The following is a 26,309-nucleotide window of genomic DNA, read 5'->3' on the forward strand; positions in this document are numbered from 1 at the left end:
CCTTTAGGTTGTCCGCATGATCGAGGTTGAGGGTCTCACCAAGCGCTTCGGCCGCAAGGTCGCCGTCGATCAGCTCTCCTTCGAGGTCAGACCCGGTGTGGTGACGGGTTTTCTGGGGCCCAACGGCGCGGGCAAGTCGACCACGATGCGGATGATGCTCGATCTGGACAACCCGAGCGGCGGCTCGGTCAGGATCGACGGCAAGCGCTACCGCGACCTCACCGAGCCGCTCAAGCACATAGGGGCGCTGCTGGAGGCCAAGGCCATGCACGGCGGCCGGAGCGCGTACAACAATCTCCTGTGTCTCGCGCAGAGCAATCGGATCCCGGAGCGCCGGGTGTCCGAGGTGCTGGACATGGTCGGACTGACGGCCGTGGGGCGGAAAAAGTCCAAGGGTTTCTCCCTTGGTATGGGCCAACGCCTCGGAATCGCCTCGGCGCTGCTGGGTGATCCCGAGATCCTGATGTTCGACGAACCGGTCAATGGCCTGGACCCAGAAGGAATTCACTGGATCCGCAATCTCATGAAGGCCCTCGCGGCGGAGGGCCGGACGATCTTCGTCTCCAGTCATCTGATGAGTGAAATGGCCCTGACGGCGGATCACTTGATCGTGATCGGGCAGGGACGGCTGCTCGCGAACACCTCGATGGCCCAGTTCATCCACGACAACTCCCGCAGTTACGCGCGCCTGCGCTCCCCGCAGCGCGAGCGGCTGAACGACGTGCTCACGGCGGAGGGGTACACGCCGGTCGAGACGGAGGGCGGGGTCCTGGAGATCGACGGCGCCGAGACCGAGGAGCTGGGCGAGCTGGCCGCGCGCCACGGCATCGTGCTGCACGAGCTGAGCGCGCAGCGCGCGTCGCTGGAGGACGCCTTCATGCAGATGACGGCGGAGTCCGTCGAGTACCACGCCCACGCGGCGGCCGACGGCGGCCCGCCCCGGGAGTTCGAGGGCAAGGGAGCCTGACCCATGGCACTGACAGCGGCACCGGCGGTTCTCCAGTCCGAGTGGACCAAGATCCGTACGGTCTCCTCCACCACCTGGACCCTGATCAGCGCCCTGGTGGTGACCGTCGCCCTGGGCGCTGTCCTCTGCGCGGTGTACAACGCGACGTTCGACGATCTCGACAACGCCCAGCGGGCCACCTTCGACCCGACGTTCGCCAGCTTCTCCGGGATGGTCCTGGGCCAGCTCGCGATGGTGGTCTTCGGGGTGCTCGTGGTCGGCTCCGAGTACTCGTCGGGCATGATCCGTACCTCACTGGCCGCCGTGCCCCGGCGCTCCCTCTTCCTCTTCTCCAAGATCTTCGTGGCCGGGGTGCTGGCCCTGATCGTCGGGCTCCTCACCGGCTTCCTCTCCTTCTTCCTCGGCCAGGCGCTGCTCGGCGACCACAGCACGACCATCGGCGAGCCGGACGTCCTGCGCGCGGTCATCGGCAGCGGGCTCTACATGGCGCTGATCGCCGTCTTCTCGATGGGCGTGGCGGCGATGCTGCGCAGCTCGATCCTGTCGCTGGGCATCCTGATGCCGTTCTTCTTCCTGGTCTCGCAGATCCTGGCGGCGGTCCCCGGCGCCAAGGACGTCGCGCGGTACTTCCCCGACCAGGCCGGCCGGAAGATCCTCCAGGTGGTGCCCGACGCCATGAACTCGGACCGGGCGCCGTACGGGCCCTGGGAGGGCCTGGGGATCCTGGTCCTGTGGGTCGCGGCGGCGCTGGTGGGTGGCTGGATCGTGCTGAAGAGGCGCGACGCCTGACCGCGACGCCTGACCGCGACGCCTGATCGCGACGCCTGACCGGGCGCGCCGCACCGCCGCCGGGCGCGCCGCACCGTTGTAACGACTTGGCCGGAACCGTCAAGGCCCGGATATCCTCCTAACTCAAACGGGGGGCCTTCGGTCCGGAAGCGGCCACTGCCCCGACGACCTGACCTGTCGATGGGGCTGGCGAATGATCGAGGCGATCGGCCTGACGAAGCGCTACGGCGCGAAGACGGCCGTGCACAACCTTTCCTTCCAGGTACGGCCCGGCACCGTGACCGGGTTCCTGGGCCCCAACGGTTCGGGCAAGTCCACGACGATGCGGATGATCCTCGGCCTCGACCAGCCGACGTCCGGGCGGGTCACGGTCGGCGGACATCCCTTCCGGCAGCTGCCGAACGCGCCGCGCAAGGTCGGCGCGCTGCTCGACGCGAAGGCCGTGCACGGCGGCCGTACCGCCCGTACGCACCTGCTCTCGCTGGCCCAGCTGTCGGGCATCCCGGCGGCCCGGGTGGACGAGGTCCTCGGGGTCGTCGGCCTCCAGGACGTGGCACGGCGGCGCTCCAAGGGCTTCTCCCTCGGCATGGGCCAGCGGCTCGGCATCGCGGCGGCGCTGCTCGGCGATCCGCAGGTGCTGCTGTTCGACGAGCCGGTCAACGGTCTCGACCCCGAGGGCATCCTCTGGGTCCGCAACCTGATGAAGCGGCTGGCCTCCGAGGGCCGTACGGTCTTCGTCTCCTCGCACCTGATGAGCGAGATGGCCGTCACCGCCGACCATCTGATCGTGATCGGGCGCGGGCAGCTGCTCGCCGACATGAGCGTCACGGACTTCATCTCCGCGAACTCCGCGGACTTCGCGCGGGTGCGCACCGCGCCGATCGACCCGCCGCGGCGGGAGAAGCTGACGTCCGCGCTGGCGGAGGCCGGCGGCCAGGTGCTGTCCGAGCCGGACGGCGCGCTGCGCGTCACGGGGCTGCCGCTCCCCCGGATCAGCGATCTCGCGCACGACGCGGACGTACGGATCTGGGAACTGTCGCCGCACCAGGCCTCCTTGGAGGAGGCGTACATGCGGATGACGCAGGGCGCGGTGGACTACCGGTCGACGGCGGACGCGCTGGAGGGCTTCCAGCCGCCGCCCCAGCAGGGCTGGGGACAAAGCCAGGGGTACGGCACCCCCGTACCGCCGGTGGTCCAGGAGGCACCGCAGCAGGGGTGGTACGCGCCCCCGCCGCCCGGCCAGAATCCGTACGCGTCCCCGCCGGCACCGGGCGCGGCTCCCGCGCCGGCCGCCGTACAGGCTCCGGCACCGGCGGAGGCTCCCGCTCCCGCCCCGGCCGTTCAGACGACCAAGCGCGACAGCAACGAGGACGCCCGATGACGACCCCGTACCAGCAGCAGGCTCCGCAGCCGCCGGCCCCCCAGCGGGGCGCGGGCCCGGTGGGCGGCTATGTCTCCCCGATCCCCGTCCGCCGGGCCACGCTCGGCGACGCCGTGGCCTCCGAGTGGACCAAGCTCCGGTCCGTACGTTCCACGATGTGGACCCTCGGGGTGATGCTCGTCCTGATGGTCGGCATCGGGACGCTCACCGCCCTGGTGGTCTCCTCGTCCACCGACTCGCTCAACGACGACGTGCTGACCCTCGGCTTCTTCGGTGTGCTGCTCGGCTCGATCTGTGTGATCACGCTGGGCGTGCTGACGATCTCGTCCGAGTACACGACCGGCATGATCCGTACGACCCTGACCGCGTGCCCCAGCCGCGTGCGGGTGCTGGGCGCCAAGTCGCTGGTCTTCTTCCTGCTGATCTTCGTCCTCGCCGTGGTCACCACGGCGGTCGTGGGCGCGCTCCAGGTGGCGATCATCGACGCGCCCTCGCCGTCCGGGGAGCAGTGGTTCCGCTCGACGGTCGGGATCAGCCTCTACCTGGCCACGCTGGGGCTGCTGGCACTGGCCGTCGGGGCGCTGATCCGGCACTCGGCGGGCGCGATCACCATCATGATCGGGGTCGTCCTGATGCCGCTGGTGCTGGCGATGTTCATGTTCGCCCAGTCGCTCAGCGCGCTGCGCGACGGGCTGTTCAACTACTCGATCCCCAACCAGCTCGCGGTCTTCTACGACAACGCGGGCGTCTCCGCCGACGGCGCGGGGCCGTCCGGCTGGCAGCCGCTGTGGATCATGATCGGGGTGACGGCGGTCGCGATGACGGGCGCCTTCTTCTCACTGGACCGCCGCGACGTCTGAGTCGCGGGGCTCAATACCGGGGCTACCGGGGCTTCAATACCGGGCTTCAGTACCGAGGCGCGTTACGGGACCGCTGCACCCGCGAGGTGCGGCGGTCCTTCGCGTTCCAGCACGCCTGGTGCCAGTGCCGCCGGTCCTCCACCCCGCCGTACTCGGGCCAGGCCACCACGTGCGCGACCCCCGAGGGGATCTCCTGGTCGCATCCCGGGCAGCGGTAGCGCTTGCCCGCGGCGCTCGCGCCGGCGACGTGGCGCACGGACCACTGCTCGCCCTGCCACCCCTCCGAGCGCTGGAAACCGCCGTACCGGTCCCCCGCGTCACCGGCGGGATCGGTCGGTTTCTCGCCGCCTCGGGGGCGGTTGCGGCGCGGGGACACAGGACACCTCACGGGGCAGGCAGCACGGTTCCCGTCCAGCCTACGGCCCAGGCTCGCGGGTAGACGTCGCACACGGCCCAGGACGACTCCCACCCCAAGAGGGACTTACCGGACAATCGCAAGAACTTTGTGGAGAGCCGTGCCTTTGGCACGTGTCAGACGTTGTTGCCGGTAAGGGGGAGTCGCGTCGGCCGCAAGGAGGCAGAGAGCGATGCGTGTGGGAGCTTTTGTGCTCGCGGCCCAGTTTCCGGGCCAGGGACAGGGGGAGGCGCTGCACCGGGCGGTGCGTACCGCCGAGGTCGGCGAGGAGTCGGGGCTGGACGCGGTCTGGCTGGCCGAACACCACTTCGTGCCGTACGGCGTGTGCCCGTCGGCGGTGACCCTGGCCGGGCTGCTGCTCGGCAGGACCCGGCGCCTCAGGGTGGGTACGGCGGTCAGTGTGTTGCCGAACGTGCATCCGGTGGCCCTCGGCGAGCAGGCCGCGCTGCTGCATCTCATCTCCGGCGGCCGGTTCTCGCTCGGGGTGGGCCGGGGCGGCCCCTGGGTGGACCTGGAGGTGTTCGGCAACGGCCTGCGGGCCTTCGAGGAGGACTTCCCCGAATCCCTCGACCTGCTCCTGCGCTGGCTGCGCGAGAGCCGGGTCGGAGCGGCGGGCGGCCGTTTCACCTTCCGCGAGGTCGCGGTCGTGCCGCGGCCGGACGAGTTGCTGGACACGGCGGGCCCCGAGGTGGTCGTCGCGTGCACCTCGCCCCGGAGCGTGCAACTGGCGGGCGAGCGCGGGCTGCCGATGCTGCTGGGCATGCACACGGGAGACGGCGAGAAGGCGGAGATGGTCGCCCTGTGGCGTACGTACGCGTGCGCGGCCGGACACGATCCGCGCGTGTCCCATGTGTCGGCGGGGGTCGCCCAGATCGCGGACACCGCCGCGGAGGCGAGGGAGAGCCTCGTCAAGGCGATGCCCGGCTGGCTGCGGCAGGGGCTCGGTGCCCATGTGACGGTGGACGGCCGGGAGCGGCCCATGCGCGACCCCGTCGCCTATACGGATCTGCTCTGCGGCATGCACCCGGTGGGCTCTCCCCGGCTCGCCGCCGACCGCCTGGCGGCCACGGCGGAACGTACCGGGATCACACGCTTCGCACTGCTCGTCGAGGGCTCGGGCGACCTGGCGACGACGGAGGAGAACGTACGGCGGCTGGGCGCAGACGTACTCCCCCTGGTGGACTGACCGCTGAACTGACCGCTGAGCGCCGCCACTCCGCCGATTCAGGCGGCGGAGTGGCGGCGAGGGACGTCAGCAGTCCCGGAGTTCGGGGGACTGGTTGAGCAACTGGCCACGTATCGAGGTGAATCGGGCCAGCCGCTCGTCGACCGAGGGATCCAGCGGGAACACCGCGACACGGTGGCAGTTCTGGAAGGCGAGACGCACTCCGAAGTGCCGCTGCAACGCACCGCGAATGGCATCACTCGCGAGGGCGCGCAGCAACTGACCACGTGCCTGCTCGTCCGGCGGCGGCGTCTGGTTGTCGGCGAACTGTCCACCGTCCACCTTCAGCTGAGCCACCAGAGAACTGATCATCTCCCACGCGTAGGGCAGGGAGGTCCGGACGCAGTCGACGAAAGCCGCTTCGTCGACCTCGCCTCGCTCGGCCTGTTCCAACAGTGCCGGTGAGACGTCGAGCGACATGGGTTCTCCTCTCGCGACCCCGAAGACCGGGGTCTTGCGGGCACGGAAAAGAGGCGACGACGACGCAGCGTGCACGACCGGCGACCTCAGGTATCCACGTTAGGCGTGTGGTCGGGCCCGCACCAGGCGAATGGGAACACAACCGGCCAATAACGAACGGGGCTTCCGGGGCGAATCGCGCGCGACCTCGGTGGTCGAGTAGCGTTGCCGACCATGCGTCTCGTCATTGCCCGCTGCTCCGTGGACTACGCGGGCCGGCTCACCGCCCACCTGCCCTCCGCGCCCCGCCTCATCCTGGTCAAAGCCGACGGCAGTGTGTCGATCCACGCCGACGACCGGGCGTACAAACCCCTCAACTGGATGTCCCCGCCCTGCACCCTCAAAGAGGATGACGGCTCTTGGACGGTGGTGAACAAAGCGGGCGAGAAACTGATCATCACGATGGAGGAGGTCCTCCACGACTCGTCCCACGAGCTGGGCGTCGACCCCGGCCTGATCAAGGACGGCGTGGAGGCACACCTCCAGGAACTCCTCGCCGACCGCATCGAGACCCTGGGCGAGGGCTACACCCTGATCCGCCGCGAATACCCGACGGCGATCGGCCCGGTGGACATCCTGTGCCGGGACGCGGACGGCGCGACGGTAGCGGTGGAACTGAAGCGCCGAGGCGACATCGACGGCGTGGAACAGCTGACCCGTTACCTGGAGTTGCTCAACCGCGACCCCCACCTGGCCCCGGTGAAGGGCGTGTTCGCGGCCCAGGAGATCAAACCCCAGGCAAGGGTCCTGGCCACGGACCGAGGCATCGGCTGCCTGGTCCTGGACTACAACGCGATGCGAGGCATCGAGGACGACAAACTGCGCCTGTTCTGACGCACGGAAGGGCCCGACCTCGCGAGCGGGTCGGGCCCTTCTTGTCGTACGGCTGCCGGCGGACGGCTACGACCGGCCGAACTCCCCGTCCGCAACCCCACATATGAACGCGTTGAACTCGCCAGGGGTGAAGATCAGGGCCGGACCGATCGGGTTCTTGCTGTCACGCATGGCCACCACGTCACTGACGTAGGCAACCTCCACGCACTGACCGTTGGCACTGCTGTAACTGCTCTTCTGCCACACAGCGTGGGAAAGATCCACCTGCTTCATCTCTACCCTTCTCTCATTTGGCCTCTCGAACCAACGTCCCGATCAAGGCAGCCGAGTCATTCGGACTCATCGCCTGGGCGCGCAGGTGATCGAAGATCTGGCTGTACCGCCGGATGTCCTCCTCAGCCTCGAGGAAAAGATCACCGGCCATGCTGTCGATGTAGACGACCGAAGGATCTGAGGTTTCCGGAAAGTCCATCAGCACGAAACTGCCCGGCATCCCGGGGTGCGCGCCCGTGTCAAAGGGGATGACCTGGAGCGTGATGTGCGGCTCGGCGGCTGACGCGACCAGACGGTTCAGCTGGTCGGCCATGACTTTGGAGCCACCAACACTTCTCCGCAGCGTTGCTTCGTCCACGATCGCCCAGAGTTCAAGCGGGTGTTGCTTTTCGAAGACGGCCTGCCGTTCGACCCGCGCCTGTACCCGCTGGTCAACCTCCTTGGGGGTGGCCGTCGGAGCTCCGCCCCGGATCACGGCGCGCGCGTAGTCCTCGGTCTGGAGCAGACCAGGAACGAACAATGACTCGTAGTTCCGGACGCCGCGCGCTTCGGCTTCGAAGCTGATGTACGCAGTGTATTCATTGGGCAGATCGGCGTGATACGGCCGCAGCCAGCCTTGTTCGTCCGCGGTACGGGAAAGCGCCAAGATCTCCGAGCGCTGTGGGTCGGCGACTCCGTACAGATCCAGCAGTCCGACCAGCGTCCGCTGCTGCGGACGCACCTTGGCCGTCTCGATCCGGTAGAGCGTCGCGGCGTTGATGCCTGTCTGTTCAGCGACGTCATCCCTGGTCAGACCGCTTATCTCGCGCAGCCGCCGCAGTTCGGCCGCCAAGCGGCGGAGACGAATCGGGGGTGCTTGCCGTTTCGGCGCCACTCGCCCCATCCCTTCATGTGCACGGCTGTCACGGACGAGTTTGACCGAACCCCACCCATCACAGCAAGTCAGATTGCGTGTGCAAGGTATGCATTCGATGACCTTGCACAGTACTGCCAGGCTGAGGCATGCTGAGCAAACGCAAGCCTGGCACGATCAGTTCCGGCCGGTGGTGATGTGACGAAGGTGCACCCAGAAGCGGGATGCACCTCGGCGCGGCATGTCCGGCCGAGAACACGCTCGGTCATCCGTGGCGACCGAGGGTCACAAGAACGTGCCGACTTGCCTGGCCGGTGCGGCAGCGTGTGAATCCGCACGGCTCCCGATGCAAGGGAGGCACGTTGTGAAACCACTCATCTACGGCTGCATGCGGCTCTTCTCCGACGTCACCGATCAGCAGGTGTACACAACCGAACAAGGGATGCGGCACTTCGCCCAAGCGGCCGGCTTCCAGCTGGCGGCGGTCTTCCACGACGTCGAGTCCGGCTCGCACGAAGCCTTCTACGAGCTGGGGGTCGCGTTACGGCGTGCGGACGCGCACGACGTCGTACTGCCGTCGCTGCGCCATCTGTCCACGAACGACGTGCTTCAAGACGCGCTGCTCGACTGCCTGGAAGACCGCTTTCAGGCACACGTCCACGTGCTCGCGACACGTACGACCCAAGACAACCTCTCGTCGGCAGACAAGAGGTAGTGGCGTGTCGCGACTTCGCGCTTGGGACCGGTTGACGCTGGCGGCTGTTCCCACGGCGGTGTGCTGCGCCCGCACCTTCGCCAAGTGCACCTTGCGCTGGTGGGACGCGACCGACGTCGTGGATGACGCGCTGCTGATCATCTCCGAACTGGTGACGAACGCCGTCAAGGCAACCGGCCCGAACACCCCAGAGCCGACGTGGTCGGACGTCAAGGCGGAGCATGTCCTCGGCGTACAGCTCCGCATCGTAGACATGAACCTGTACGTCGAGGTGTGGGACAGAGGCAGCGAGATGCCGGCGACCAAGGCACCGTCAGCAGACGACGAAGGTGGACGTGGACTCCTGCTGGTCCAGTCGCTCACCAGAAGGTGGGGCACCTTTCGCCCACCGGCCGGGGGCAAGATCGTGTGGGCCGAGTTGCCGCTCACCAAAGCCCCCGATCTCACCCCCGAGACACCCCCGCTCCCTCACCGCGTACCGAGCGACGTCCGGGTCCCCGAGGGCAAGGCAAGAGAACAGGCCGAAAGCGCACTGATGGAACGCGTTCTGGAAGGCCTGCGCAGGCTGTAATTCGGGCTACGGGCACACATCTAACGCGGTAAAAGACGCGAGCGGGCCCTCGCCGCGCGGGTGACGTTCGCATGGCTGACCGTTGGTGAGGCGTACGGGCAGACGAGGCCACAGCCCCCGAACCGACACACCGCCACGCCACACACGCTCGCAGTACTAGCCAAGCAGTCCGAGCAATCGTCCCAGCGCGTCCCCGACGGGCTGGGCCACCGGGCCGACCGCCGCGGTGATCTGGCCGAGACGGGCCAGGGTGAGGCCGCGTTCGGTCATGGCTTCGCGGTCCAGGGCGAGGACAGGCAGGGTCTCCTCGACCGCACGCGCCTGGTCCGGGGTGAGGTGGGCGGCGAGGTCGCGGAGCCGAGCGGTCAACTCCTCGACGGCCGCGCGCAATTCCGGGTCCTGAGCGGCACCGACGTAGCCGTAGTTGATGCCGATGTTCTGACCGCCGTTCTGGTTGAAAACCGGCGCGTTGTAGGTCGAGTGGTGCGTCGGTTCGCTCACAGCCTGATCCCCGTGTTCTGACCGCCGCTCTGGTTGAAGACGGGGCCGTTGTAGTTGTTCAACTGGTTGACGTACGCCGTGAACTCCGCCTCCGGGTGGTCGATCGCGTGGACGATGCGCCCGGCGATCACCCGCAGCTCGTCCACGCTCGGCAGGGTCACGAGCACCAAGGAGCCGCCTGCCGTCTCCACCACCAGGACCGGCCTCTCCGGTTTGATCAGCGCCGCAACGAAGAAGGCGGCCAGAACGATCAGTAGGAGGAGAACCAGTGTCCAGTCGGTCACCGAGTAGACGACGGCGACAAGCGCCAGCCCCATCAGGTAGCGGACGAGGTTCCGATCCGGCCTGAGCTTGATGGCCTCGACCCGGGTGAGGTTGTGCAGCGGCAGGGCCGCCGCGCCGATCCAGAGCATCCGGCGCTTGACCGAAATCTCCAGGACGCCGTCCGGGGTCGGCAGCGGCGGTAGCGGCGGCGGCGTCGAGGGAGGCCCGGACGGAGGATCCGGCGGGCGGGAGGGCGGCGGTCCTGACGGTGGCGTGGGTGTCGACGGCGGCCCAAAGCCCCCCGTGGTGTTCATGTGCTCCCCGTGTACTCGTCACTCACCCGCACGCGCGGGAGCCCTATTAAGCAGCAACTCAGCTCCGCGCGGGAGACGAGAAGCAGCCAATTCCGAGTCCATGGGCCTTCTCCCCGTGAAGGTGGGCACGCGGTTATTGATCACGTGGCGACTGTGAGTTCAGCGGCGTGGTGCCGGCGTCGCCGTAGTCGTGGGTGCCCGGAAGGTCTCGCGTTCAGGGAGGCGTGGAAACTCTCGCAGGCCGCGTTGTCGGCGCTGGTGCCGACCGTGCGGATAGTTCTTCGGCCAGTTCCATACAGCGCAGGCGGGCCGGGGAGAAGTCGTAGGGCATTTTGCCGGTGGCTTCGGACGCGCTCATGGAGTCAGCCTCCCGTCTGTCAGAGCTGAGGTCGGCCTCGTCCTCGTCCTCGTCCTCGCCGTCATCGGCGGTACCAGGGTGCAGAGTGTCCCAGGCGTCGAAGAGGTCATCGTCGCCCATGCCCAGGCCGGACTCCTCGATGACGGCCTGAAGGGCGCTTTCGAAGGCGTGCCGCTCGGCGGCCACTTGAACCACCCGTGGATCATCGACGGCGACGCTGTCGTCGAGTGCCTCCTCGGCGTCATCGACGCGGTCGGAATCCTCCCGCAGCGTGGGATGCGTGGCCAGGGCGACGAAGCGGGTGGCCTGGACGGCCGCGCCGAGCGGGCCGAAGATCCGCTCAGTGACCAGCAGACTGTCCAGGTCCGCCTGGCGAAGGGAGCCCTCAGGCAGGCTCGTGAGGCGTGCGGTGACGAAGTCGGAGAGCAGGCCCATCCGGCTGCCTTCGGCGCGCATCCGCCGCACGGCGGTCCGCTGCCGCCTCGACTCCGCCTCCTGCTCGGCGAGGGTTTCCTCCAACCGCTCCAGGATGCCCGCGATACCGTCTCCGCTGTCCGCACCGGCGGAAGCCGTGCCGGTGGTGAAGGCGTCACGGATGTCGTCCAGGGCGATCCCTGCGTCGGCCATCCTGCGAATCCACAGCAGGCGGATCATGTCCTCGTACCCGTAGCGGCGGCGGTCGTCGCCGCCCCGCTCAGGCTCGGGGAGCAGGCCGATCTCGTGGTAGTGGCGAATCGCCCGTGGCGTGCTGCCGGTGAAGGCCGCCGCGTCACCGATCTTGACCTGGCGGGGCGGCACGAAGGACGAACGCATGAGCAAGGACCTTTCCCCAACGGATCGGGACGCGAGTCCACAGGACCACATGCCGCTACGGAAGGTGCAACCCCCCACACACTGCTCCGCGCCACCTTCACCGCGTACAGAGCGATGTCCGCGTCCCCGAGGGCGGGGCGAAGGAACAGGGTCCGCGGGACGGCCGTAGCTGGTTGAGCTCGTCGTCCATGGCCTGGGGGCGTCGGTCGTGTCAGGCGCGGTCGTGGAGGGTGATGTGGTAGCCGTCCGGGTCGGCAAAGGTGAAGGTCCGGCCGAAGGGGCCGTCGATCGGTGCGGAGACGATGGTGTGGCCGTCGGTGACGAGGGCGTCGTGGATGGCCTGGACGTCGGTGGCGTGGAGCCAGATCGCGGCGCCGATGCCGGGCTGGGTGACGGATGCGAGATCGGTGCCGGGGACGACGTCACGGAGTGCGAACGCGATCGGCTTCGTCTCGAAGACGACGGCGTGCGGAGGTCCGGCCTGCGAGCGGACGAGGCCGAGGTACTGCTCGTAGAACGCCTGGGAAGCGTCGAGGTCGCGCGCCTGGAGTGAGATGAAGTCGGGGCCGGTGGCGGGCATGATGTCGCTCCTTCTTTTCGTGTCAGTTTACTGACACCAGCCAACGTATGTCAGAATCCTGACATGAGTCAAATAGGTGCCGGCATCAACCTGGACACATCACTGGGCTACCTGCTCAAAGAGGCTTCGAGCGCCCTGCGCGCAGCCATGGAGGAGGTGCTGCGGCCACTCGGGATGAGCGTGACGCACTACTCCTGCCTAGAGCTGCTGGCTCAACGGCCGGGCTTGTCGAACTCCGAGCTCGCGCGGGGCGCGTTCGTGACACGGCAGTCGATGAACGTGCTGCTCCAGACCCTGGAACGAGACGGCTACGTGACCAGGCCCGCGGAGGCGCCCGTCGGGAAGGTTCTTCCCGCACGGCTCACGCCTCGCGGCCGGCGGAGCCTGGAGAAGGCGACCGCGGCGGTCCGGTCCGTCGAGGTCAGAATGCTGGCGGGCATGAGCGAGACCGAGCAGTCGGACGCGTTCCGGATACTGCGGAGCATGGTTCGGTCCCTGCGCGACGGCAGCGACGGCGCATAGCTCTGCGCCGTGGGCGCGTACGCCGAATGGTTTCCATGCTTCGTGGTCCTGGCGGAGTCGCTCTGCCGATCGCCTCGTATCCGGAAAGGTGTGGACGTCCGGCGCGGCTTGGATGTGGTTCGGATGACGGGAGACTCTTGTGGGCAGCGAGCAGAAGGTCGCCATCATCACGGGGGCCTCCGGGGGTATCGGCGGGGCCCTCGTCGCGGCCTATCGCGGACTGGGGTACGCGGTCACCGCCACCGACCGGGCCGCCCCGGCGTCCAGTGATGCCGGGGTGCTCGCGCTGGCCGCCGACGTGACCGAGCCCGGGGCCGGGGCGCGGCTGGTCGGCGCGACCCTCGAACGGTTCGGGCGTATCGACACACTGGTCAACGGTGCCGGGGTGTTCGTCTCCAAGCCGTTCGTCGAGTACACCGACGAGGACTTCGAGTTGGTGGTCGGGGTGAACGTGCGCGGGTTCTTCGAGGTCTCGCGCAGCGTGATCGCCGCGATGCTCTCCCGGGAGGGTGGGGGGCATGTGGTGAATATTTCAAGCAGCCTTGTCGAGAACGCCGACGCCGCCGTGGGCGGGGCCCTTACGTCCCTCACCAAAGGTGGGCTGAACGGCGTCACGAAGTCGCTGGCGATCGAATACGCCACCCGCGGTGTCCGGGTGAACGCCGTCTCGCTCGGCGTCATCCGGACCCCGATGCACCCGACGGACCCCGGCGGGTTCCAGGCGGCGCGCCACCCGGTCGGTCGGATGGGCGAGGTCGACGATGTCCTCCGGGCCGTGCTCTACCTGGAGCAGGCCCCGTTTGTCACCGGTGAGATCTCGCACGTCGACGGGGGGCAGAGCGCGGGGCACTGAGGTGGGGGGTGGGTTGCTCGCCCTCTCCTCCGAGTCTCAGACCAGGGCCTTGAGCAGCCGCTCTCCCAGGACGGCGGCCGAGTGGGGGTTCTGCCCCGTGACCAGGTTGCGGTCCTCCACCATGTACGGCTCCCAGGCCGGGCCGCGGCTGAACTGGACGCCGACCTTCTCCTTGAGGTCGGTCTCCAGCAGCCATGTGGCCCTGGAGGCCAGTCCGACGCCTTCTTCCTCCTCGTTGGTGAAGCCGGTGACCTTGTAGCCCTTGAACGGCGACTCACCATGGATCCTGGTGGCGAGCAGCGCCGCGGGGGCGTGGCACACGATGAAGAGCGGATTGCCCGAGGCAAGCTGCGCCGACAGCAGCCGACCGACGTCCGCGTCGAATGCCAGGTCCGACATCGGGCCGTGGCCCCCGGGCAGATAGACCGCGTCGTAGTCCTCAAGCCGTACGTCCGACAGCTTGATCGGCCGCCGCATCACCTCCGCGTCGCGGATGACGGCCTCAAGATCGAGGGCTTCCTGTTCGCCGCCCACCATGGAGGGGCGCAGGCTCATCATGTCGACGTTCGGCGTCACCCCACCGGGCGTCGCGACCACCACCTCGTGCCCGGCGTCGGTGATCTCCTTGTACGGGTTCGCAAACTCCTCGGCCCAGTAGCCGGTGGCATACCTGGTGCCGTCCTTGAGCACCCAGTACGTCGCCCCGCTCACTATGAAAAGGATCTTCGCCATCACTCATGCGCCTCCATTCGGATGATGAAGCCGATTTATCCACTTTCAGCCTAATCAGGTGCCCGATCGGACGCATGTGTTCAGGGACCCGTGGGCCGACCCGGACGAGTGAATTTCGGTGACGAGGCGCCCACCGGCTGTACAGCCGCGCGTACCGTACGACGCGGAAGGAGAACAGCGTGGATACCACTCTCAAGACCGTCATCGGCGGGGAACTCGTAGAGCTGCCCGGCACGATCGCGGCCGTGCGCGCGACCATGGACGCGGGCAGGGCCGCAGAGTTCAATCGCGAGATCGAGCACGCGCCCGCCGCCGAACTCCCCGCGACCCTGGTGCGCTGGGCACTGGCCGGCACCCGTGCGGACGACGAGGACGACGCCCTCTTCGAGAGGCTGGCCCGCGGCGAGGACATCGGTGCGAAGGATGCCCCGCCCGGCTCGTAGGTCGCATGAGCTACCGGCTTCAGTACGCGCCGCCCGCTGACCAGGCCCGCAGCGCGATGCCTCGTGCGTTACAGACCGTCTTCGACGCCGGCATACGCCGCCTGACCGCCGATCCGTACGGGCACGGCTCCACGCCGGTCAAGGCGGACGCCGATCGCCGCGAGGCCACCGTCGGTGGAGTTGTCGTCCGCTACTACATCAGCGCGGCTGTGCTCGTGGTGACCGTCGTCCGCGTCGTCTACGTCTGACGGCTCCGATGGACGGAGTCGCTGGCGTCCGAGAGCCGAACCGCCCGGTCCGCCGTAGATTTCGGTGGGCCGGGCGGTGTGTTGTACGGGTCAGGCGATGACGCCGCCAGGTGTGCCTGACGGCGTGCCCGCGCTCAGGCTCGGCTGGGAGGAGCTGGCCGTCGGGGGTGTCGCGTCCGACGACGGGGTCTCGGTGGGGGTTTCCGTGGGGGTGTCCGACGGGGTTTCGCTCGGGGGGTCCGTGGGGGTGTCCGACGGGGTTGTCGGGTGCGACGGGGACTTCGTGGGTGACTTGGTGGGGGTGGACGGGTCGTCGTCGTCCGGGTCCGTCGCGGTGGAGCTTGTGGTGGGGGACGGGCTCTTTGTGGTGGTCGGGCTGCCTGACGCGGTGCCCGTGCCTGTCGGGGACGGGGGGCCCGCCTCGCCCGGGACCGCCGCGTTTCCGCCGCCGGGGCGGTTCGTCGAGCCGGCGTCCGGCTGGTCCTGCGGTACGCCGCCGTCGCCGTCCTCCGGGTCCACCGACTGCCCCGGCGTCCCGTGGTCGAGCTGGTTGTTGTCGTTGTTGGACGTCGCGCCCAGGGTCACGACCGTGCCCAGTACGGCGGCCAGCACCGCGCCCGTGCCCGCCGCGACCAGGTTCCGGCGCGCGCCGCCCAGGACCGAGCGGCGTCGGCGGCGGTGCGGCGCGGGGGGTGCGCCGACCGACGGGGTGCCGCCGACCGGGGTGTCCTGCCGGGTGACCAGCATGTTGTTCCCGCCGGCCTGGTTGTCCCCGCCGCCCGGAGGCAGCGCGGGCAGCGCCGCCACCACCCCGGAGCCGCCGCCCAGCGCGAGCGCCTTCGGCGTGGGGGGCGTCGCGTCGCCCTGCGGGGTCGTACGGGCGCCGAAGGCGTTCCCCGCCACCCCGAAGCCCGACAGGCCGGGGATCCCGGTCAGTCCGCCCTCGCGGTCCGTGACGAGGGCCAGCGCGCGGCGGCCGGCGACCGTACCGCTGCGGTCGGCGACGGCGCCCCGCATCCCGATCGAGGCCTCCAGCTCCGCACGGGCGCGCTCCAGATTCCCCACGCACAGCGCGAGGACCCCCAACTCGTGGTGAAAGTACGCCTCTTCGGCGACCTCTCCCGCCAGCCTGGCGGCCTCGGAGCCGGACCGCAGGGCCCGCTCCCACGCGCCCCAGTGCAGCCCGGCCAGGAACGCGGGCGCGGCGCTGCGGGCCAGCAGGACGGCCGCGCTGGCGTGCCCCGCCTCCTGGCTCGTGACGAGCGGCGCCATCGCGGCGAGGATCGCGTCGGCCTCCGCGGCGGCGCGCTCCGGCGTGACCGAGGGGTGCGCGGACCACCAGGCGTAGTGCTGGGCCGCCGTGTGGGCGTGGGACACCGCGTCCTCGCCGTACCCCACCGCCTCCAGCTGGACGGCGACGCCGGTCGCCAGCCGGTAGCGGGTGCCGACCGGCGAGATCAGCGCACAGGCCATCAGTTCGCCGAGGGCGGCGTCCGCGTGGGTGTCGCCGATCAGCGCGGGCAGGTGCGCCTGGTGCGGCACCTCACCGCCGAGCGCGACGGCGAAGCGCAGGGTGGCGCGGGCGGACTCGCTCAGCCGGGAGGCGAGCAGGGCCGCGGGCGCGGCGCCCTCGCCGACGGTGGGCAGGGGCGGGTCGTAGCCGTCGGGGGCGCCGAGCCGGATGACGAGCGGTACGTCACCGGTGGTCTCCGCGAACGGCTCGAACTCGTCCAGGGCCTCGGCGGACGCGCCCCGCAGGACGTCGCGCTGGCGCAGCAGCGCGCCGGCCTGGACGAAGCGCAGGGGCAGACCCTCGGACTCGAACCAGAGGTCCCCCGCCCAGTTCGCCTCCTCGTCGGTGAGGGGGCGGTCGACGGCGCGTTCCATCAGTTCCAGCGAGCCCCCTCGCCCGATGCCGCCGAGCAGGACCTCGTGCAGGCGCGCGGTGGCGGAGGGCGGGTCGGCGTCGGGCGCGGTGGCGAGCAGGTACGCGCATTCGGGGGTCGCGGCGAGCAGCTCGTCGAGGGCTTCCCCGCCGATCTCCAGGTCGTCGAGGAGGACGACGGCCCCGATGTCGCGGACCCGTTCGAGCAGGGCGGCCCGGTCGGGGCGGGACAGCTCGATGCGGTAGACCGCCGCGTACAGGTCGTACAGCAGCTCGGTGGTGGTGCGGCGGTGGCCGGAGAGCCGTACGACACCGTCGGGCGCGAGGTCCGCGCACTCGGCGCCGACGGCCTCGATCAGCGCGGTGCGGCCGGATCCGGGCTGTCCGGTGAGGCGTACGGAACGGCCGCGGCCGAGCAGCTCGACCAGTTCCTTGTGCTCGGCGCCGCGCTCCAGGAGCGGGAGGGGCGGCGCGGCGGGCCCGGCCGGCACGGGCGGGCGGCCGGCGCGCTGGAGGTCGGTGCGCTCGGTGGCGCTGCGCCGGATGGGTGCGGCGGGTTTACGGCCCGGCGGGCAGGGCTCTATCTCCGTGCCGTCGACGGGGTTGACGGTGAGCAGGAAGTCGCCGGATATCAACTGGACCGTACGGGCGCGCGCGGGGGTGGCCGGTCCCGCGCCCTTGAGGTGTCCGAGCGCCGGTGTGAGGGGCTCGCGCGCCGGCGGCTGCTCGTCGGTGCTCGCGGCGGCGGGTTCGCCGTCGTGGCCGTGTTCTTCCGCTCCCCGGCTCATCGGGTCCATCGTGAAAGTCCCCCAGATCGTGGCGTGCGGTTGCCCCCCGGCCTCGCACGCTTGTCTGTCGCTCCGGTCCGGTGCCTGCTCCATGGGTCGGTCGATCCGCAGACGGCCGAAACCCTAAGCTCCGGACAGTATCTACGAACAGGCGGGGTGGTGGCCTGCCCAGGAAGTCACGTTCTCGTGAGGATTGTGCGGCGCATTGGGGAGTGCGTACGGCGCACCGAGGCGCGCGGGGCGCGCAGGCCTCACGCCCACACGCCTCACACCCGCGGCAGCGACTCCGCAGCGATTCCGCCCTCGATGGCGAGGATGCGGTGCAGCCGGGTGGCCACGAGCAGCCGCTGCATCTGCGGCGGGACGTTGCGCAGGACGAGTCTCCGTCCACACCGTCCCGCCCGTCGGTGGGCCCCCATGATGACGCCGAGTCCCGTGGCGTCCCAGGAGTCCAGAGCGGTCAGGTCGAGCACGAGGTCGCCGGCTCCGTCGTCGACGGCCGCGTGCAGGACCGTACGGGCGTCCGCCGCGCTGCGTACGTCGAGGCGGCCCTCGACTACCAGCTCGGCGTGGTCGCCCCTGATGTGCATATGCGCTCCCCGAGAGTGGTCAGTGCTCCGTGGCCTGTTCGGTCTCGCAACCCACTGACTGTCACGCAGCCGTGGAAGTTGCCGTCTGTGAGCGAACCGATACCGAATTCACCCGGTGGGGTGAGGTCGCGACGGTCGGTGCGGCTCAGGCGCGGCTCAGTGCTTGTAGAACCCCTGCCCGCTCTTGCGTCCGATGTCACCCGCGTCCACCATCCGGCGCATCAGCTCCGGCGGGGCGAACTTCTCGTCCTGCGACTCGGTGTAGATGTTCTCGGTGGCGTGGAGCAGGATGTCGACGCCCGTCAGATCGGCGGTGGCGAGCGGGCCCATCGCGTGTCCGAAGCCCAGCTTGCAGGCGGTGTCGATGTCCTCGGCGGACGCGACGCCCGACTCGTAGAGCTTGGCGGCCTCCACGACGAGCGCGGAGATCAGCCGGGTGGTCACAAAGCCCGCCACGTCGCGGTTGACCACCACACACGTCTTGCCGACGGACTCGGCGAACTCCCGCGCGGTGGCGAGCGCTTCGTCGCTGGTCTTGTACCCGCGGACCAGTTCGCACAGCCGCATCATCGGCACCGGCGAGAAGAAGTGCGTACCGACGACACGCTCCGGACGGTCCGTCACGGCGGCGATCTTCGTGATCGGGATGGCCGAGGTGTTGGAGGCGAGGACGGCGTCGTCCCGTACGAGCTTGTCGAGCTCACGGAAGATCTCGTGCTTGACGTCCAGCCGCTCGAACACGGCCTCCACCACGAGGTCCGCGTCGGCGACGGCGTCCAGGTCGGTGGTGGTCGTGATCCGGCCCAGCGCGGCGTCGGCGTCGGCCTCTTCGAGCTTGCCCTTGGCCACAAACTTGCCGTACGAGGCTCTGATGCCGTCGATCCCGCGGGCCAGGGCCGCGTCGGTGACGTCACGCAGGACGACGTCCCAGCCGGCCTGGGCCGAGACCTGCGCGATCCCGGACCCCATGAGTCCGGCCCCGATGACGGCGAGCTTCCTGGCCACGACACACCCCTTGAATCGCCCCCGGTCTTAACGCCGGGTTTACATTTGCGTGCTCTGCCGGAGATTAGCGTTCGCGGGCGGCCGGATGGCGGCGAAGAGATGCGCGTCACGTCTCACATGACGGACATCACACCGTGGGGGCCCATCAGGGGCCCCGCGCCGGGCACTTGTGCGGGTTCTCCCCCGTACGGCGTAGCACCTCCGGGGCCGTCACTACGCTGGTCGTATGGTCAATCTGACGCGTATCTACACCCGCACCGGCGACAAGGGCACCACGGCGCTCGGCGACATGAGCCGTACGGTCAAGACCGATCTGCGGATCGCCGCGTACGCCGACGCCAACGAGGCGAACGCGTGCATCGGTACGGCAATCGCGCTGGGCCGGCTCCCCGAGGAGATCGTGAAGGTCCTCGTCCGGGTCCAGAACGACCTCTTCGACGTGGGCGCGGACCTGTGCAACCCGGTGGTGGAGAACCCCGAGTACCCGCCGCTGCGGGTCGAGCAGGCGTACGTCGACAAGCTGGAGGCGGACTGCGACCGCTTCCTGGAGGAGGTGGAGAAGCTCCGCAGCTTCATCCTCCCGGGCGGCGCCCCCGGCGCGGCGCTGCTGCACCAGGCGTGCACGGTCGTACGGCGCGCGGAGCGCTCGACCTGGGCGGCGCTGGAGGTGCACGGCGACATCATGAACGCCCTGACGGCAACGTACCTGAACCGCCTCTCCGACCTCCTGTTCATTCTGGCGCGGGTGGCCAACAAGGAGGTCGGGGACGTGCTGTGGGTGCCGGGCGGCGAGCGGTAGGGCGAGAGCGCGGGTCAGCCGTCCTTCCGGGAGCCGCCGCCGACGGACGCCGGGTCCTTCTTGGGCTTGCGCGGGGGCGGGCCGCCCAGCGGTGGGCGACGTGCCCGTCGATCCAGCGGACCGTGGAGTGCCCGTACGCGACGGGGTGGCCGAGGTGGAGCGCGGCCAGGCCGTGTTTCCCGTCCGGCTCGGCGCCGTTCCTGAGGTCGACCGCCGTGGCGGCCGGCAGGACGACCTCCGGCAGCGGCTCCAGGAGCAGGACCGCCGCCCCCGGCCGCCGTCGCCCCGCCGCGTACCGCGGGGTCAGGCCGCGGACCCGCCAGGTGGCGCTGCTGGACGGTGTGTTGGCCTCCGGTCCCGTCACCGACGACGGCGGCCGGAAGATATGGCGGGTACGGGCCCGGCCGCCCGCCGGCAAGGAACGTGACGGGCGATGAGGGAACGTGACGGGCGATGACGATCCGGGTGCTGGTCGCCGAGGACCAGTCGGCGGTGCGCGCGGCGGACCCGGCCGTACGGGAAGCGCTGGAAGCGCTTACCCGGCGGGAGCGTGAAGTGCTGTCATGTCTGGGTGAGGGGCTGTCGAACGCGGCGATCGCCGTACGCCTCGACATGGCGGAGGCTACGGTGAAGACGCACGTCAGTAGGGTGCTGGGGAAGCTTTCGCCGCGCAGCCGGGTGCAAGCGGCCGTGCTCGCCCAGGAGTTGGGTGCCCAGGCCACCTATCGGCGTAGGTGGTCTGGACCTATTGACGATTGGTCCAGACCTTCCTACTCTCACCGCACACACTGCGGTGAGCCGACGTGGTGTGCCCAGTGCACGGACCACCCCCGAATTGTCCGGTACTCACTCCACCGAGGAGCACCTTTGAACATCCAGCCTCTCAAGGCCAGATTCAGATCCAGAGCGGTCGCGGGCCTCACCGCGCTGCTGCTGCCCCTGGCCGCGATGGTCGGGCTCGCCGCCCCCGCCGAAGCCGCCGCGTCGGCGACGGCCACCTTCACCAAGCCCTCCGACTGGGGCACGGGCTTCGAGGGCAAGTGGACGGTGAAGAACACCGGCACCACGACCCTCAGCTCCTGGACCGTCGAGTGGGACTTCCCCTCCGGCACCGCCGTGACCTCCGCGTGGGACGCGGACGTCACCGGTTCGGGCAACCACTGGACGGGCAAGAACAAGACCTGGAACGGCACGCTGGCCCCCGGCGCGTCCATATCCTTCGGATTCAACGGCACGGGACCGGGATCGCCCTCCGGCTGTAAGCTCAACGGCGCCTCCTGCGACGGCGGCCCCAGCGTCCCCGGCGACGCGCTCCCCTCGGCCCCCGGCACCCCCACCGCCAGCAACATCACCAACACGGCGGTCACGCTGAACTGGTCGGCGGCGACGGACGACAAGGGCATCAAGAACTACGACGTCTTCCGTAACGGCACGAAGGTCGCCACGGTCACCGGCACCTCGTACACGAACACCGGCCTCACCGCCGGTACGGACTACTCGTACACCGTCCAGGCCCGTGACACCATCGACCAGGTGGGCCCCGTCAGCGGCGCCCGCGCGGTCCGCACCACCGGTGGCACCACGGACCCCGGCACCCCCGGCACCGGCAGCAAGATCAAGCTCGGGTACTTCACCGAGTGGGGCGTCTACGACCGGAACTACCACGTCAAGAACCTGGTGACGTCGGGCTCCGCCTCGAAGATCACGCACATCAACTACTCCTTCGGCAACGTCACCGGCGGCAAGTGCGTCATGGGTGACGCGTACGCCGCGACGGACAAGGCGTACACCGCCGACCAGGCCGTCGACGGGGTCGCCGACACGTGGGACCAGCCGCTGCGCGGCAACTTCAACCAGCTGCGCAAGCTCAAGGCCGCGAACCCGAACATCAAGGTTCTCTGGTCCTTCGGCGGCTGGACCTGGTCCGGTGGCTTCACCGACGCCGTGAAGAACCCGACCGCGTTCGCGCAGTCCTGCTACGACCTGATCGAGGACCCGCGCTGGGCCGATGTGTTCGACGGCATCGACCTGGACTGGGAGTACCCGAACTCCTGCGGTCTGTCCTGCGACACCAGCGGCCCGGCCGCCTTCAAGAACATGATGCAGGCCATGCGCGCGAAGTTCGGCGCGAACTACCTGGTCACCGCGGCCGTCACGGCCGACGGTTCGGCCGGTGGCAAGATCGAGAAGACGGACTACGCCGGCGCGGCCCAGTACATGAACTGGTTCAACGTCATGACGTACGACTTCTTCGGTTCCTTCAACGCGGCGGGCCCGACGGCCCCGCACTCCGCGCTGAACTCCTACACCGGCATCCCGCAGCAGGGCTTCACCTCCGCCGACGCGATCGCCAAGTTCAAGGCGCAGGGCGTGCCGGCGGCCAAGCTGCTGCTCGGCATCGGCTTCTACGGCCGCGGCTGGACCGGCGTCACCCAGGCCGCCCCGGGCGGCTCGGCGACGGGCGCGGCGCCCGGCAAGTACGAGGCCGGCATCGAGGACTACAAGGTCCTCAAGACCTCGTGCCCGCCCACCGGCACCGTCGGCGGGACGTCGTACTCCTACTGCGGAAACAACTGGTGGAGCTACGACACCCCGGCCACCATCGCGGGCAAGATGACCTGGGCCAAGCAGCAGGGCCTGGGCGGCGCGTTCTTCTGGGACTTCACCGGTGACACCGCCAACGGCGAGCTGGTGACGGCGATCAGCAACGGTCTCCAGTAGAGCCCGGCATGTGACACACCCGCATGAATGAAGGGGGCGGCGCTCTGAGCGCCGCCCCCTTCACCATGTCCTCCACGCCTACGCCACGTTCACCCGCTGGCCCGGAGGCGCCGCCTCCAGCCACGCCAGGAAGCCCGTGAGCGCGTCCTCGCTCATCGCCAGCTCCAGCCGGACCCCCTGGTGCACACAGCCGAGGACCACCGCGTCGGAGAGCAGCGCGAGTTCCTCCTCGCCCTGCGGGCCACGGCGGGCCGTCACCTCGATCGACGCGCGGTCCAGCGTGCGGCGGGGGCGGGGGGCGTACGAGAAGACCCGGAACCAGTTGACGCTGTCACCGTTGTAGCGGGCGACGCCGTACACCCAGCCCTTGCCGGAGAGGTCGGTCTCCTCCGGCACGTCCCATCGCAGGCTGGCGTCGAAGGTCCCTCCGGAGCGCTGGATCAGCCGCCGGCGCAGACCGAAGACGAAGAGCCCCACCGCAACCAGTACGACGACCAGTCCGCTTACGAGCAGAGCGAGGACCATCAACACCGACCTCCTCGCCATATCCAGTACCGGACCCAGAACTGCACCTGCATCGCCTCAGCCGCGACCCGGTCTGGAAGTCCAGCCAGGGCCGCGGCTGAGGGTAATTCCGTCGTGGCAGCGCGCTGCTCAGCGCACCGACACCGCGCGCATCCGGACGTCGGCGCGCCGCTCGGCGGCATCGTCGTCGCCGGACTTCGCACGTTCCAGCGCACGCTCCGCGCGCTGGGCGTCGATCTCGTCCGCCAGCTCGGCAACCTCCGCCAGCAGCGAGAGCTTGTTGTCGGCGAACGAGATGAAACCGCCGTGCACCGCGGCGACGACGGTGCCGCCGTCGCTCGTACGGATGGTCACCGGGCCCGATTCCAGCACACCCAGCAGGGGCTGGTGACCGGGCATGACGCCGATGTCGCCGGACGTGGTGCGCGCGACGACCAGGGTGGCCTCGCCGGACCAGACACTACGGTCGGCGGCGACCAGCTCGACATGCAGCTCAGCAGCCAAGGGTGGCTCCTCGGGTCACCACCCGGCCCTGCGGCCGGGTGTTGGTATTGATTCTATGGGGTACCGGTGGATGCGTCGGAGGGGGGCAGGATGACCCGCCCCCCTCCGAGCGTCCACCAGGTCGGAAGACCGGGTCAGGAGACGCCGAGCTCCTTGGCGTTGGCCTTGAGGTCCTCAATGCCACCGCACATGAAGAACGCCTGCTCGGGGAAGTGGTCGTAGTCCCCGTCGCAGATCGAGTTGAACGCGGTGATCGACTCGTCGAGCGGTACGTCGGAGCCGTCCACGCCGGTGAACTGCTTGGCGGCGTGGGTGTTCTGCGACAGGAAGCGCTCGACGCGACGGGCACGGTGGACGACGAGCTTGTCCTCCTCGCCCAGCTCGTCGATCCCGAGGATCGCGATGATGTCCTGGAGGTCCTTGTACTTCTGGAGGATCCCCTTGACGCGGCTGGCCGTGTCGTAGTGGGCCTGCGAGATGTAGCGCGGGTCCAGGATGCGGGACGTCGAGTCCAGCGGGTCCACCGCCGGGTAGATGCCCTTCTCCGAGATCGGACGCGACAGCACGGTCGTCGCGTCGAGGTGCGCGAAGGTCGTGGCCGGGGCCGGGTCGGTCAGGTCGTCCGCGGGGACGTAGATCGCCTGCATCGAGGTGATCGAGTGACCACGCGTCGAGGTGATGCGCTCCTGGAGCACACCCATCTCGTCGGCCAGGGTCGGCTGGTAACCCACCGCGGACGGCATACGGCCGAGCAGCGTGGAGACCTCGGAACCGGCCTGGGTGTAACGGAAGATGTTGTCGATGAAGAGCAGCACGTCCTGCTTCTGCACATCGCGGAAGTACTCCGCCATGGTCAGGGCGGACAGGGCGACCCGCAGACGGGTGCCCGGCGGCTCGTCCATCTGGCCGAAGACCAGCGCGGTCTTCTCCAGGACGCCCGACTCGGTCATCTCGTCGATGAGGTCGTTGCCCTCACGCGTACGCTCACCGACACCCGCGAAGACGGACACACCGTCGTGCAGGTTGGCGACACGCATGATCATTTCCTGGATGAGGACCGTCTTGCCGACGCCCGCACCTCCGAACAGACCGATCTTGCCGCCCTTGACGTACGGGGTCAGCAGGTCGACGACCTTCAGGCCGGTCTCGAACATCTCGGTCTTCGACTCGAGCTGGTCGAAGGCCGGGGCCTTGCGGTGGATCGGCCAGCGCTCGGTGATCTCCGCCTCGGCCTCGGGGTGGTTCAGGATCTGACCGAGGGTGTTGAACACCTTGCCCTTGGTCACGTTGCCGACCGGCACCGTGATACCGGAGCCCGTGTCGGTCACCGGGGCCTGGCGGACCAGACCGTCGGTGGGCTGCATCGAGATCGCGCGGACCACGCCGTCACCCAGGTGCTGGGCGACCTCAAGCGTGAGGATCTTCTTCTTGCCGGCCTCGGCCGGGTCGGAGACCTCGACGTGCAGCGCGTTGTAGATCTCCGGCATCGCGTCGACGGGGAACTCCACGTCGACGACCGGGCCGATGACCCGGGCGACGCGGCCCGTGGCCGTGCTCCCCGGGGTCGCCGTCTCAACAGTGGTCGTCATTAATTGTCACTCCCCGCGGTCGCGTCGGCGAGGGCGCTCGCGCCTCCGACGATCTCGCTGATTTCCTGGGTGATTTCGGCCTGGCGGGCCGCGTTGGCGAGCCGGGAAAGGCTCTTGATGAGATCCCCGGCGTTGTCGGTCGCCGACTTCATCGCACGCCGGGTCGCCGCGTGCTTGGAAGCGGCGGCCTGGAGCAGCGCGTTGTAGATACGGCTCTCGACGTACCGCGGCAGCAGGGCGTCGAGGACGTCCTCCGCCGACGGCTCGAAGTCGAACAGCGGAAGGATCTCGCCCTTCGTGCCCGCCTCCTCGGCCGCCTGTTCGAGGCTGAGCGGCAGCAGCCGGTTCGCCACCGGCGTCTGCGTCAGCATCGACACGAACTCGGTGAAGACGATGTGGAGCTCGTCCACGCCGCCCTCGGCCGTGTCCTGCTGGACGGCCGCGATCAGCGGAGCCGCGACCTTCTTGGCGTCCGCGTACGTCGGGTTGTCGGTGAAGCCCGTCCACGACTCCGTGACCTTGCGCTCACGGAAGCCGTAGTAGGCGACACCCTTGCGGCCGACGATGTACGCGTCGACCTCCTTGCCCTCACCGCGGAGCCGCTCGGTCAGCCGCTCCGCCGCCTTGATGGCGTTCGAGGAGTAGCCGCCGGCCAGTCCGCGGTCGCTCGTGACGAGCAGGACCGCGGCCCGGACCGGGGACTCGGCCTCGGTGGTCAGGGCGTGCTTGGTCGTGGACCCCGTGGCCACCGCGGTGACCGCGCGGGTCAGCTCGGTCGCGTACGGGGTGGAGGCCGCCACCTGGCGCTGCGCCTTGACGATGCGCGAGGCGGCGATCATCTCCATCGCCTTGGTGATCTTCTTGGTCGCGGTGACGGATTTGATGCGACGCTTGTAGACCCGGAGCTGGGCTCCCATGAGTCAGGTCCCTTCC

At 69.3% G+C, this 26,309-nt stretch carries 31 protein-coding genes and 1 pseudogene; 16 read left to right on the forward strand and 16 right to left on the reverse strand.

Annotation, left to right across the window (positions count from 1 at the left end):
- Positions 1-16 precede the first annotated feature (16 nt).
- The 4 genes from ACIO1C_RS23555 to ACIO1C_RS23570 all read left to right on the forward strand — a co-directional run bounded on the left by ACIO1C_RS23555 (position 17) and on the right by ACIO1C_RS23570 (position 3,997).
- Positions 17-967, forward strand: a complete 951-nt coding sequence (locus tag ACIO1C_RS23555) for an ABC transporter ATP-binding protein (protein ID WP_401866543.1) — start codon at positions 17-19, stop codon at positions 965-967.
- A 9-nt stretch (positions 968-976) separates the two neighbouring features.
- Positions 977-1,756 carry an ABC transporter permease subunit gene (locus ACIO1C_RS23560; RefSeq protein ID WP_401866878.1) on the forward strand — a complete coding sequence of 260 codons (780 nt, stop codon included), beginning with the start codon at positions 977-979 and terminating at the stop codon, positions 1,754-1,756.
- Between the two features lie 193 nt (positions 1,757-1,949).
- On the forward strand, positions 1,950-3,137 hold the full coding sequence (locus tag ACIO1C_RS23565; protein ID WP_401866545.1) for an ABC transporter ATP-binding protein: 1,188 nt from the start codon (positions 1,950-1,952) through the stop codon (positions 3,135-3,137).
- Entirely contained in the window at positions 3,134-3,997 is an 864-nt protein-coding gene (locus ACIO1C_RS23570; protein WP_401866547.1) for an ABC transporter permease subunit, read from the forward strand. Before ACIO1C_RS23565 ends, ACIO1C_RS23570 begins: the two co-directional genes overlap by 4 nt.
- Positions 3,998-4,043: 46 nt before the next feature.
- Here ACIO1C_RS23570 and ACIO1C_RS23575 read toward each other — a convergent pair whose 3' ends face one another.
- Positions 4,044-4,373 (reverse strand): ATP/GTP-binding protein, encoded by a 330-nt coding sequence (locus tag ACIO1C_RS23575; protein ID WP_401866548.1) that lies wholly within the window; start codon positions 4,371-4,373, stop codon positions 4,044-4,046.
- A gap of 211 nt (positions 4,374-4,584) precedes the next feature.
- On the opposite strand from ACIO1C_RS23575, the gene ACIO1C_RS23580 reads away from it, so the two are divergent.
- Positions 4,585-5,598, forward strand: coding sequence for an LLM class flavin-dependent oxidoreductase (locus tag ACIO1C_RS23580; RefSeq protein ID WP_401866550.1), 1,014 nt, complete (start codon positions 4,585-4,587; stop codon positions 5,596-5,598).
- Between the two features lie 66 nt (positions 5,599-5,664).
- Here ACIO1C_RS23580 and ACIO1C_RS23585 read toward each other — a convergent pair whose 3' ends face one another.
- Positions 5,665-6,057, reverse strand: coding sequence for an SCO5389 family protein (locus tag ACIO1C_RS23585; RefSeq protein ID WP_167027054.1), 393 nt, complete (start codon positions 6,055-6,057; stop codon positions 5,665-5,667).
- A gap of 213 nt (positions 6,058-6,270) precedes the next feature.
- Between ACIO1C_RS23585 and nucS the strand changes: the two genes are divergently transcribed.
- Entirely contained in the window at positions 6,271-6,930 is a 660-nt protein-coding gene (nucS, locus tag ACIO1C_RS23590) for an endonuclease NucS (RefSeq protein WP_327234469.1), read from the forward strand.
- 66 nt (positions 6,931-6,996) lie between these two features.
- Here nucS and ACIO1C_RS23595 read toward each other — a convergent pair whose 3' ends face one another.
- Both ACIO1C_RS23595 and ACIO1C_RS23600 read right to left on the reverse strand, forming a co-directional pair.
- Positions 6,997-7,203: a DUF397 domain-containing protein gene (locus ACIO1C_RS23595; protein WP_401866551.1), complete on the reverse strand. Its 207-nt coding sequence runs from the start codon at positions 7,201-7,203 to the stop codon at positions 6,997-6,999.
- 13 nt (positions 7,204-7,216) lie between these two features.
- Entirely contained in the window at positions 7,217-8,035 is an 819-nt protein-coding gene (locus ACIO1C_RS23600) for a helix-turn-helix domain-containing protein (protein ID WP_401866553.1), read from the reverse strand.
- Positions 8,036-8,420: 385 nt separating this feature from the next.
- Between ACIO1C_RS23600 and ACIO1C_RS23605 the strand changes: the two genes are divergently transcribed.
- Complete coding sequence (locus tag ACIO1C_RS23605) at positions 8,421-8,771, forward strand: recombinase family protein (protein ID WP_401866554.1); 351 nt, start codon at positions 8,421-8,423, stop codon at positions 8,769-8,771.
- Between the two features lie 4 nt (positions 8,772-8,775).
- A complete protein-coding gene (locus tag ACIO1C_RS23610; protein WP_401866556.1) occupies positions 8,776-9,342 on the forward strand; it encodes an ATP-binding protein in 567 nt (188 codons plus the stop codon).
- Between the two features lie 156 nt (positions 9,343-9,498).
- Here ACIO1C_RS23610 and ACIO1C_RS23615 read toward each other — a convergent pair whose 3' ends face one another.
- The 4 genes from ACIO1C_RS23615 to ACIO1C_RS23630 form a co-directional block, all read right to left on the reverse strand.
- The gene (locus tag ACIO1C_RS23615; RefSeq protein ID WP_401866558.1) at positions 9,499-9,843 is read right to left on the reverse strand and encodes a hypothetical protein; all 345 of its coding nucleotides are present in this window, start codon (positions 9,841-9,843) and stop codon (positions 9,499-9,501) included.
- Entirely contained in the window at positions 9,840-10,421 is a 582-nt protein-coding gene (locus ACIO1C_RS23620) for a DUF6232 family protein (RefSeq protein WP_401866560.1), read from the reverse strand. Before ACIO1C_RS23620 ends, ACIO1C_RS23615 begins: the two co-directional genes overlap by 4 nt.
- Positions 10,422-10,635: 214 nt before the next feature.
- The gene (locus tag ACIO1C_RS23625; RefSeq protein ID WP_401866562.1) at positions 10,636-11,592 is read right to left on the reverse strand and encodes a MerR family transcriptional regulator; all 957 of its coding nucleotides are present in this window, start codon (positions 11,590-11,592) and stop codon (positions 10,636-10,638) included.
- Positions 11,593-11,803: 211 nt separating this feature from the next.
- Positions 11,804-12,172 carry a VOC family protein gene (locus ACIO1C_RS23630; RefSeq protein WP_401866564.1) on the reverse strand — a complete coding sequence of 123 codons (369 nt, stop codon included), beginning with the start codon at positions 12,170-12,172 and terminating at the stop codon, positions 11,804-11,806.
- A gap of 63 nt (positions 12,173-12,235) precedes the next feature.
- Here ACIO1C_RS23630 and ACIO1C_RS23635 point away from each other — a divergent pair, with 63 nt between their 5' ends.
- The gene (locus ACIO1C_RS23635) at positions 12,236-12,694 is read left to right on the forward strand and encodes a MarR family winged helix-turn-helix transcriptional regulator (RefSeq protein WP_401866566.1); all 459 of its coding nucleotides are present in this window, start codon (positions 12,236-12,238) and stop codon (positions 12,692-12,694) included.
- A 139-nt stretch (positions 12,695-12,833) separates the two neighbouring features.
- The gene (locus ACIO1C_RS23640) at positions 12,834-13,547 is read left to right on the forward strand and encodes an SDR family NAD(P)-dependent oxidoreductase (RefSeq protein ID WP_401866568.1); all 714 of its coding nucleotides are present in this window, start codon (positions 12,834-12,836) and stop codon (positions 13,545-13,547) included.
- Between the two features lie 36 nt (positions 13,548-13,583).
- Here ACIO1C_RS23640 and ACIO1C_RS23645 read toward each other — a convergent pair whose 3' ends face one another.
- Positions 13,584-14,279 (reverse strand): type 1 glutamine amidotransferase domain-containing protein, encoded by a 696-nt coding sequence (locus ACIO1C_RS23645; RefSeq protein ID WP_401866569.1) that lies wholly within the window; start codon positions 14,277-14,279, stop codon positions 13,584-13,586.
- Between the two features lie 179 nt (positions 14,280-14,458).
- Here ACIO1C_RS23645 and ACIO1C_RS23650 point away from each other — a divergent pair, with 179 nt between their 5' ends.
- Together ACIO1C_RS23650 and ACIO1C_RS23655 are read left to right on the forward strand one after the other, a co-directional pair.
- Positions 14,459-14,722: a hypothetical protein gene (locus ACIO1C_RS23650; RefSeq protein WP_401866571.1), complete on the forward strand. Its 264-nt coding sequence runs from the start codon at positions 14,459-14,461 to the stop codon at positions 14,720-14,722.
- Between the two features lie 5 nt (positions 14,723-14,727).
- On the forward strand, positions 14,728-14,970 hold the full coding sequence (locus ACIO1C_RS23655; RefSeq protein WP_401866573.1) for a hypothetical protein: 243 nt from the start codon (positions 14,728-14,730) through the stop codon (positions 14,968-14,970).
- 90 nt (positions 14,971-15,060) lie between these two features.
- Here the strand turns inward: ACIO1C_RS23655 and ACIO1C_RS23660 are convergent, their stop codons facing one another.
- From ACIO1C_RS23660 to ACIO1C_RS23670, 3 genes are all read right to left on the reverse strand, one after another.
- Entirely contained in the window at positions 15,061-17,652 is a 2,592-nt protein-coding gene (locus ACIO1C_RS23660) for an ATP-binding protein (protein ID WP_401866574.1), read from the reverse strand.
- A gap of 257 nt (positions 17,653-17,909) precedes the next feature.
- Entirely contained in the window at positions 17,910-18,233 is a 324-nt protein-coding gene (locus ACIO1C_RS23665) for an STAS domain-containing protein (RefSeq protein ID WP_401866576.1), read from the reverse strand.
- Between the two features lie 156 nt (positions 18,234-18,389).
- The gene (locus tag ACIO1C_RS23670; RefSeq protein ID WP_401866578.1) at positions 18,390-19,238 is read right to left on the reverse strand and encodes a 3-hydroxyacyl-CoA dehydrogenase family protein; all 849 of its coding nucleotides are present in this window, start codon (positions 19,236-19,238) and stop codon (positions 18,390-18,392) included.
- 226 nt (positions 19,239-19,464) lie between these two features.
- Between ACIO1C_RS23670 and ACIO1C_RS23675 the strand changes: the two genes are divergently transcribed.
- From ACIO1C_RS23675 to ACIO1C_RS23690, 4 genes and pseudogenes are all read left to right on the forward strand, one after another.
- Positions 19,465-20,037, forward strand: a complete 573-nt coding sequence (locus ACIO1C_RS23675) for a cob(I)yrinic acid a,c-diamide adenosyltransferase (RefSeq protein ID WP_401866580.1) — start codon at positions 19,465-19,467, stop codon at positions 20,035-20,037.
- A 215-nt stretch (positions 20,038-20,252) separates the two neighbouring features.
- Positions 20,253-20,474, forward strand: coding sequence for a hypothetical protein (locus tag ACIO1C_RS23680; protein WP_401866582.1), 222 nt, complete (start codon positions 20,253-20,255; stop codon positions 20,472-20,474).
- Between the two features lie 16 nt (positions 20,475-20,490).
- Positions 20,491-20,724: pseudogene (locus tag ACIO1C_RS23685) on the forward strand (helix-turn-helix transcriptional regulator); the annotation flags it as partial.
- 261 nt (positions 20,725-20,985) lie between these two features.
- Positions 20,986-22,758, forward strand: coding sequence for a glycosyl hydrolase family 18 protein (locus ACIO1C_RS23690; RefSeq protein WP_401866880.1), 1,773 nt, complete (start codon positions 20,986-20,988; stop codon positions 22,756-22,758).
- Positions 22,759-22,836: 78 nt separating this feature from the next.
- On the opposite strand, the gene ACIO1C_RS23695 is transcribed toward ACIO1C_RS23690, so the two are convergent.
- From ACIO1C_RS23695 to ACIO1C_RS23710, 4 genes are all read right to left on the reverse strand, one after another.
- Positions 22,837-23,283, reverse strand: a complete 447-nt coding sequence (locus ACIO1C_RS23695; RefSeq protein ID WP_161309773.1) for a DUF2550 domain-containing protein — start codon at positions 23,281-23,283, stop codon at positions 22,837-22,839.
- A 129-nt stretch (positions 23,284-23,412) separates the two neighbouring features.
- Entirely contained in the window at positions 23,413-23,787 is a 375-nt protein-coding gene (locus ACIO1C_RS23700; RefSeq protein ID WP_327234486.1) for a F0F1 ATP synthase subunit epsilon, read from the reverse strand.
- A 134-nt stretch (positions 23,788-23,921) separates the two neighbouring features.
- Entirely contained in the window at positions 23,922-25,376 is a 1,455-nt protein-coding gene (atpD, locus tag ACIO1C_RS23705) for a F0F1 ATP synthase subunit beta (RefSeq protein ID WP_401866584.1), read from the reverse strand.
- Positions 25,376-26,293: a F0F1 ATP synthase subunit gamma gene (locus ACIO1C_RS23710; protein ID WP_401866586.1), complete on the reverse strand. Its 918-nt coding sequence runs from the start codon at positions 26,291-26,293 to the stop codon at positions 25,376-25,378. Before ACIO1C_RS23710 ends, atpD begins: the two co-directional genes overlap by 1 nt.
- Between the last annotated feature and the right edge of the window lie 16 nt (positions 26,294-26,309).

Origin of the sequence: Streptomyces sp. NPDC087420 (genome assembly GCF_044744165.1) — a bacterium.
Taxonomy (GTDB): Bacteria; Actinomycetota; Actinomycetes; order Streptomycetales; family Streptomycetaceae; genus Streptomyces.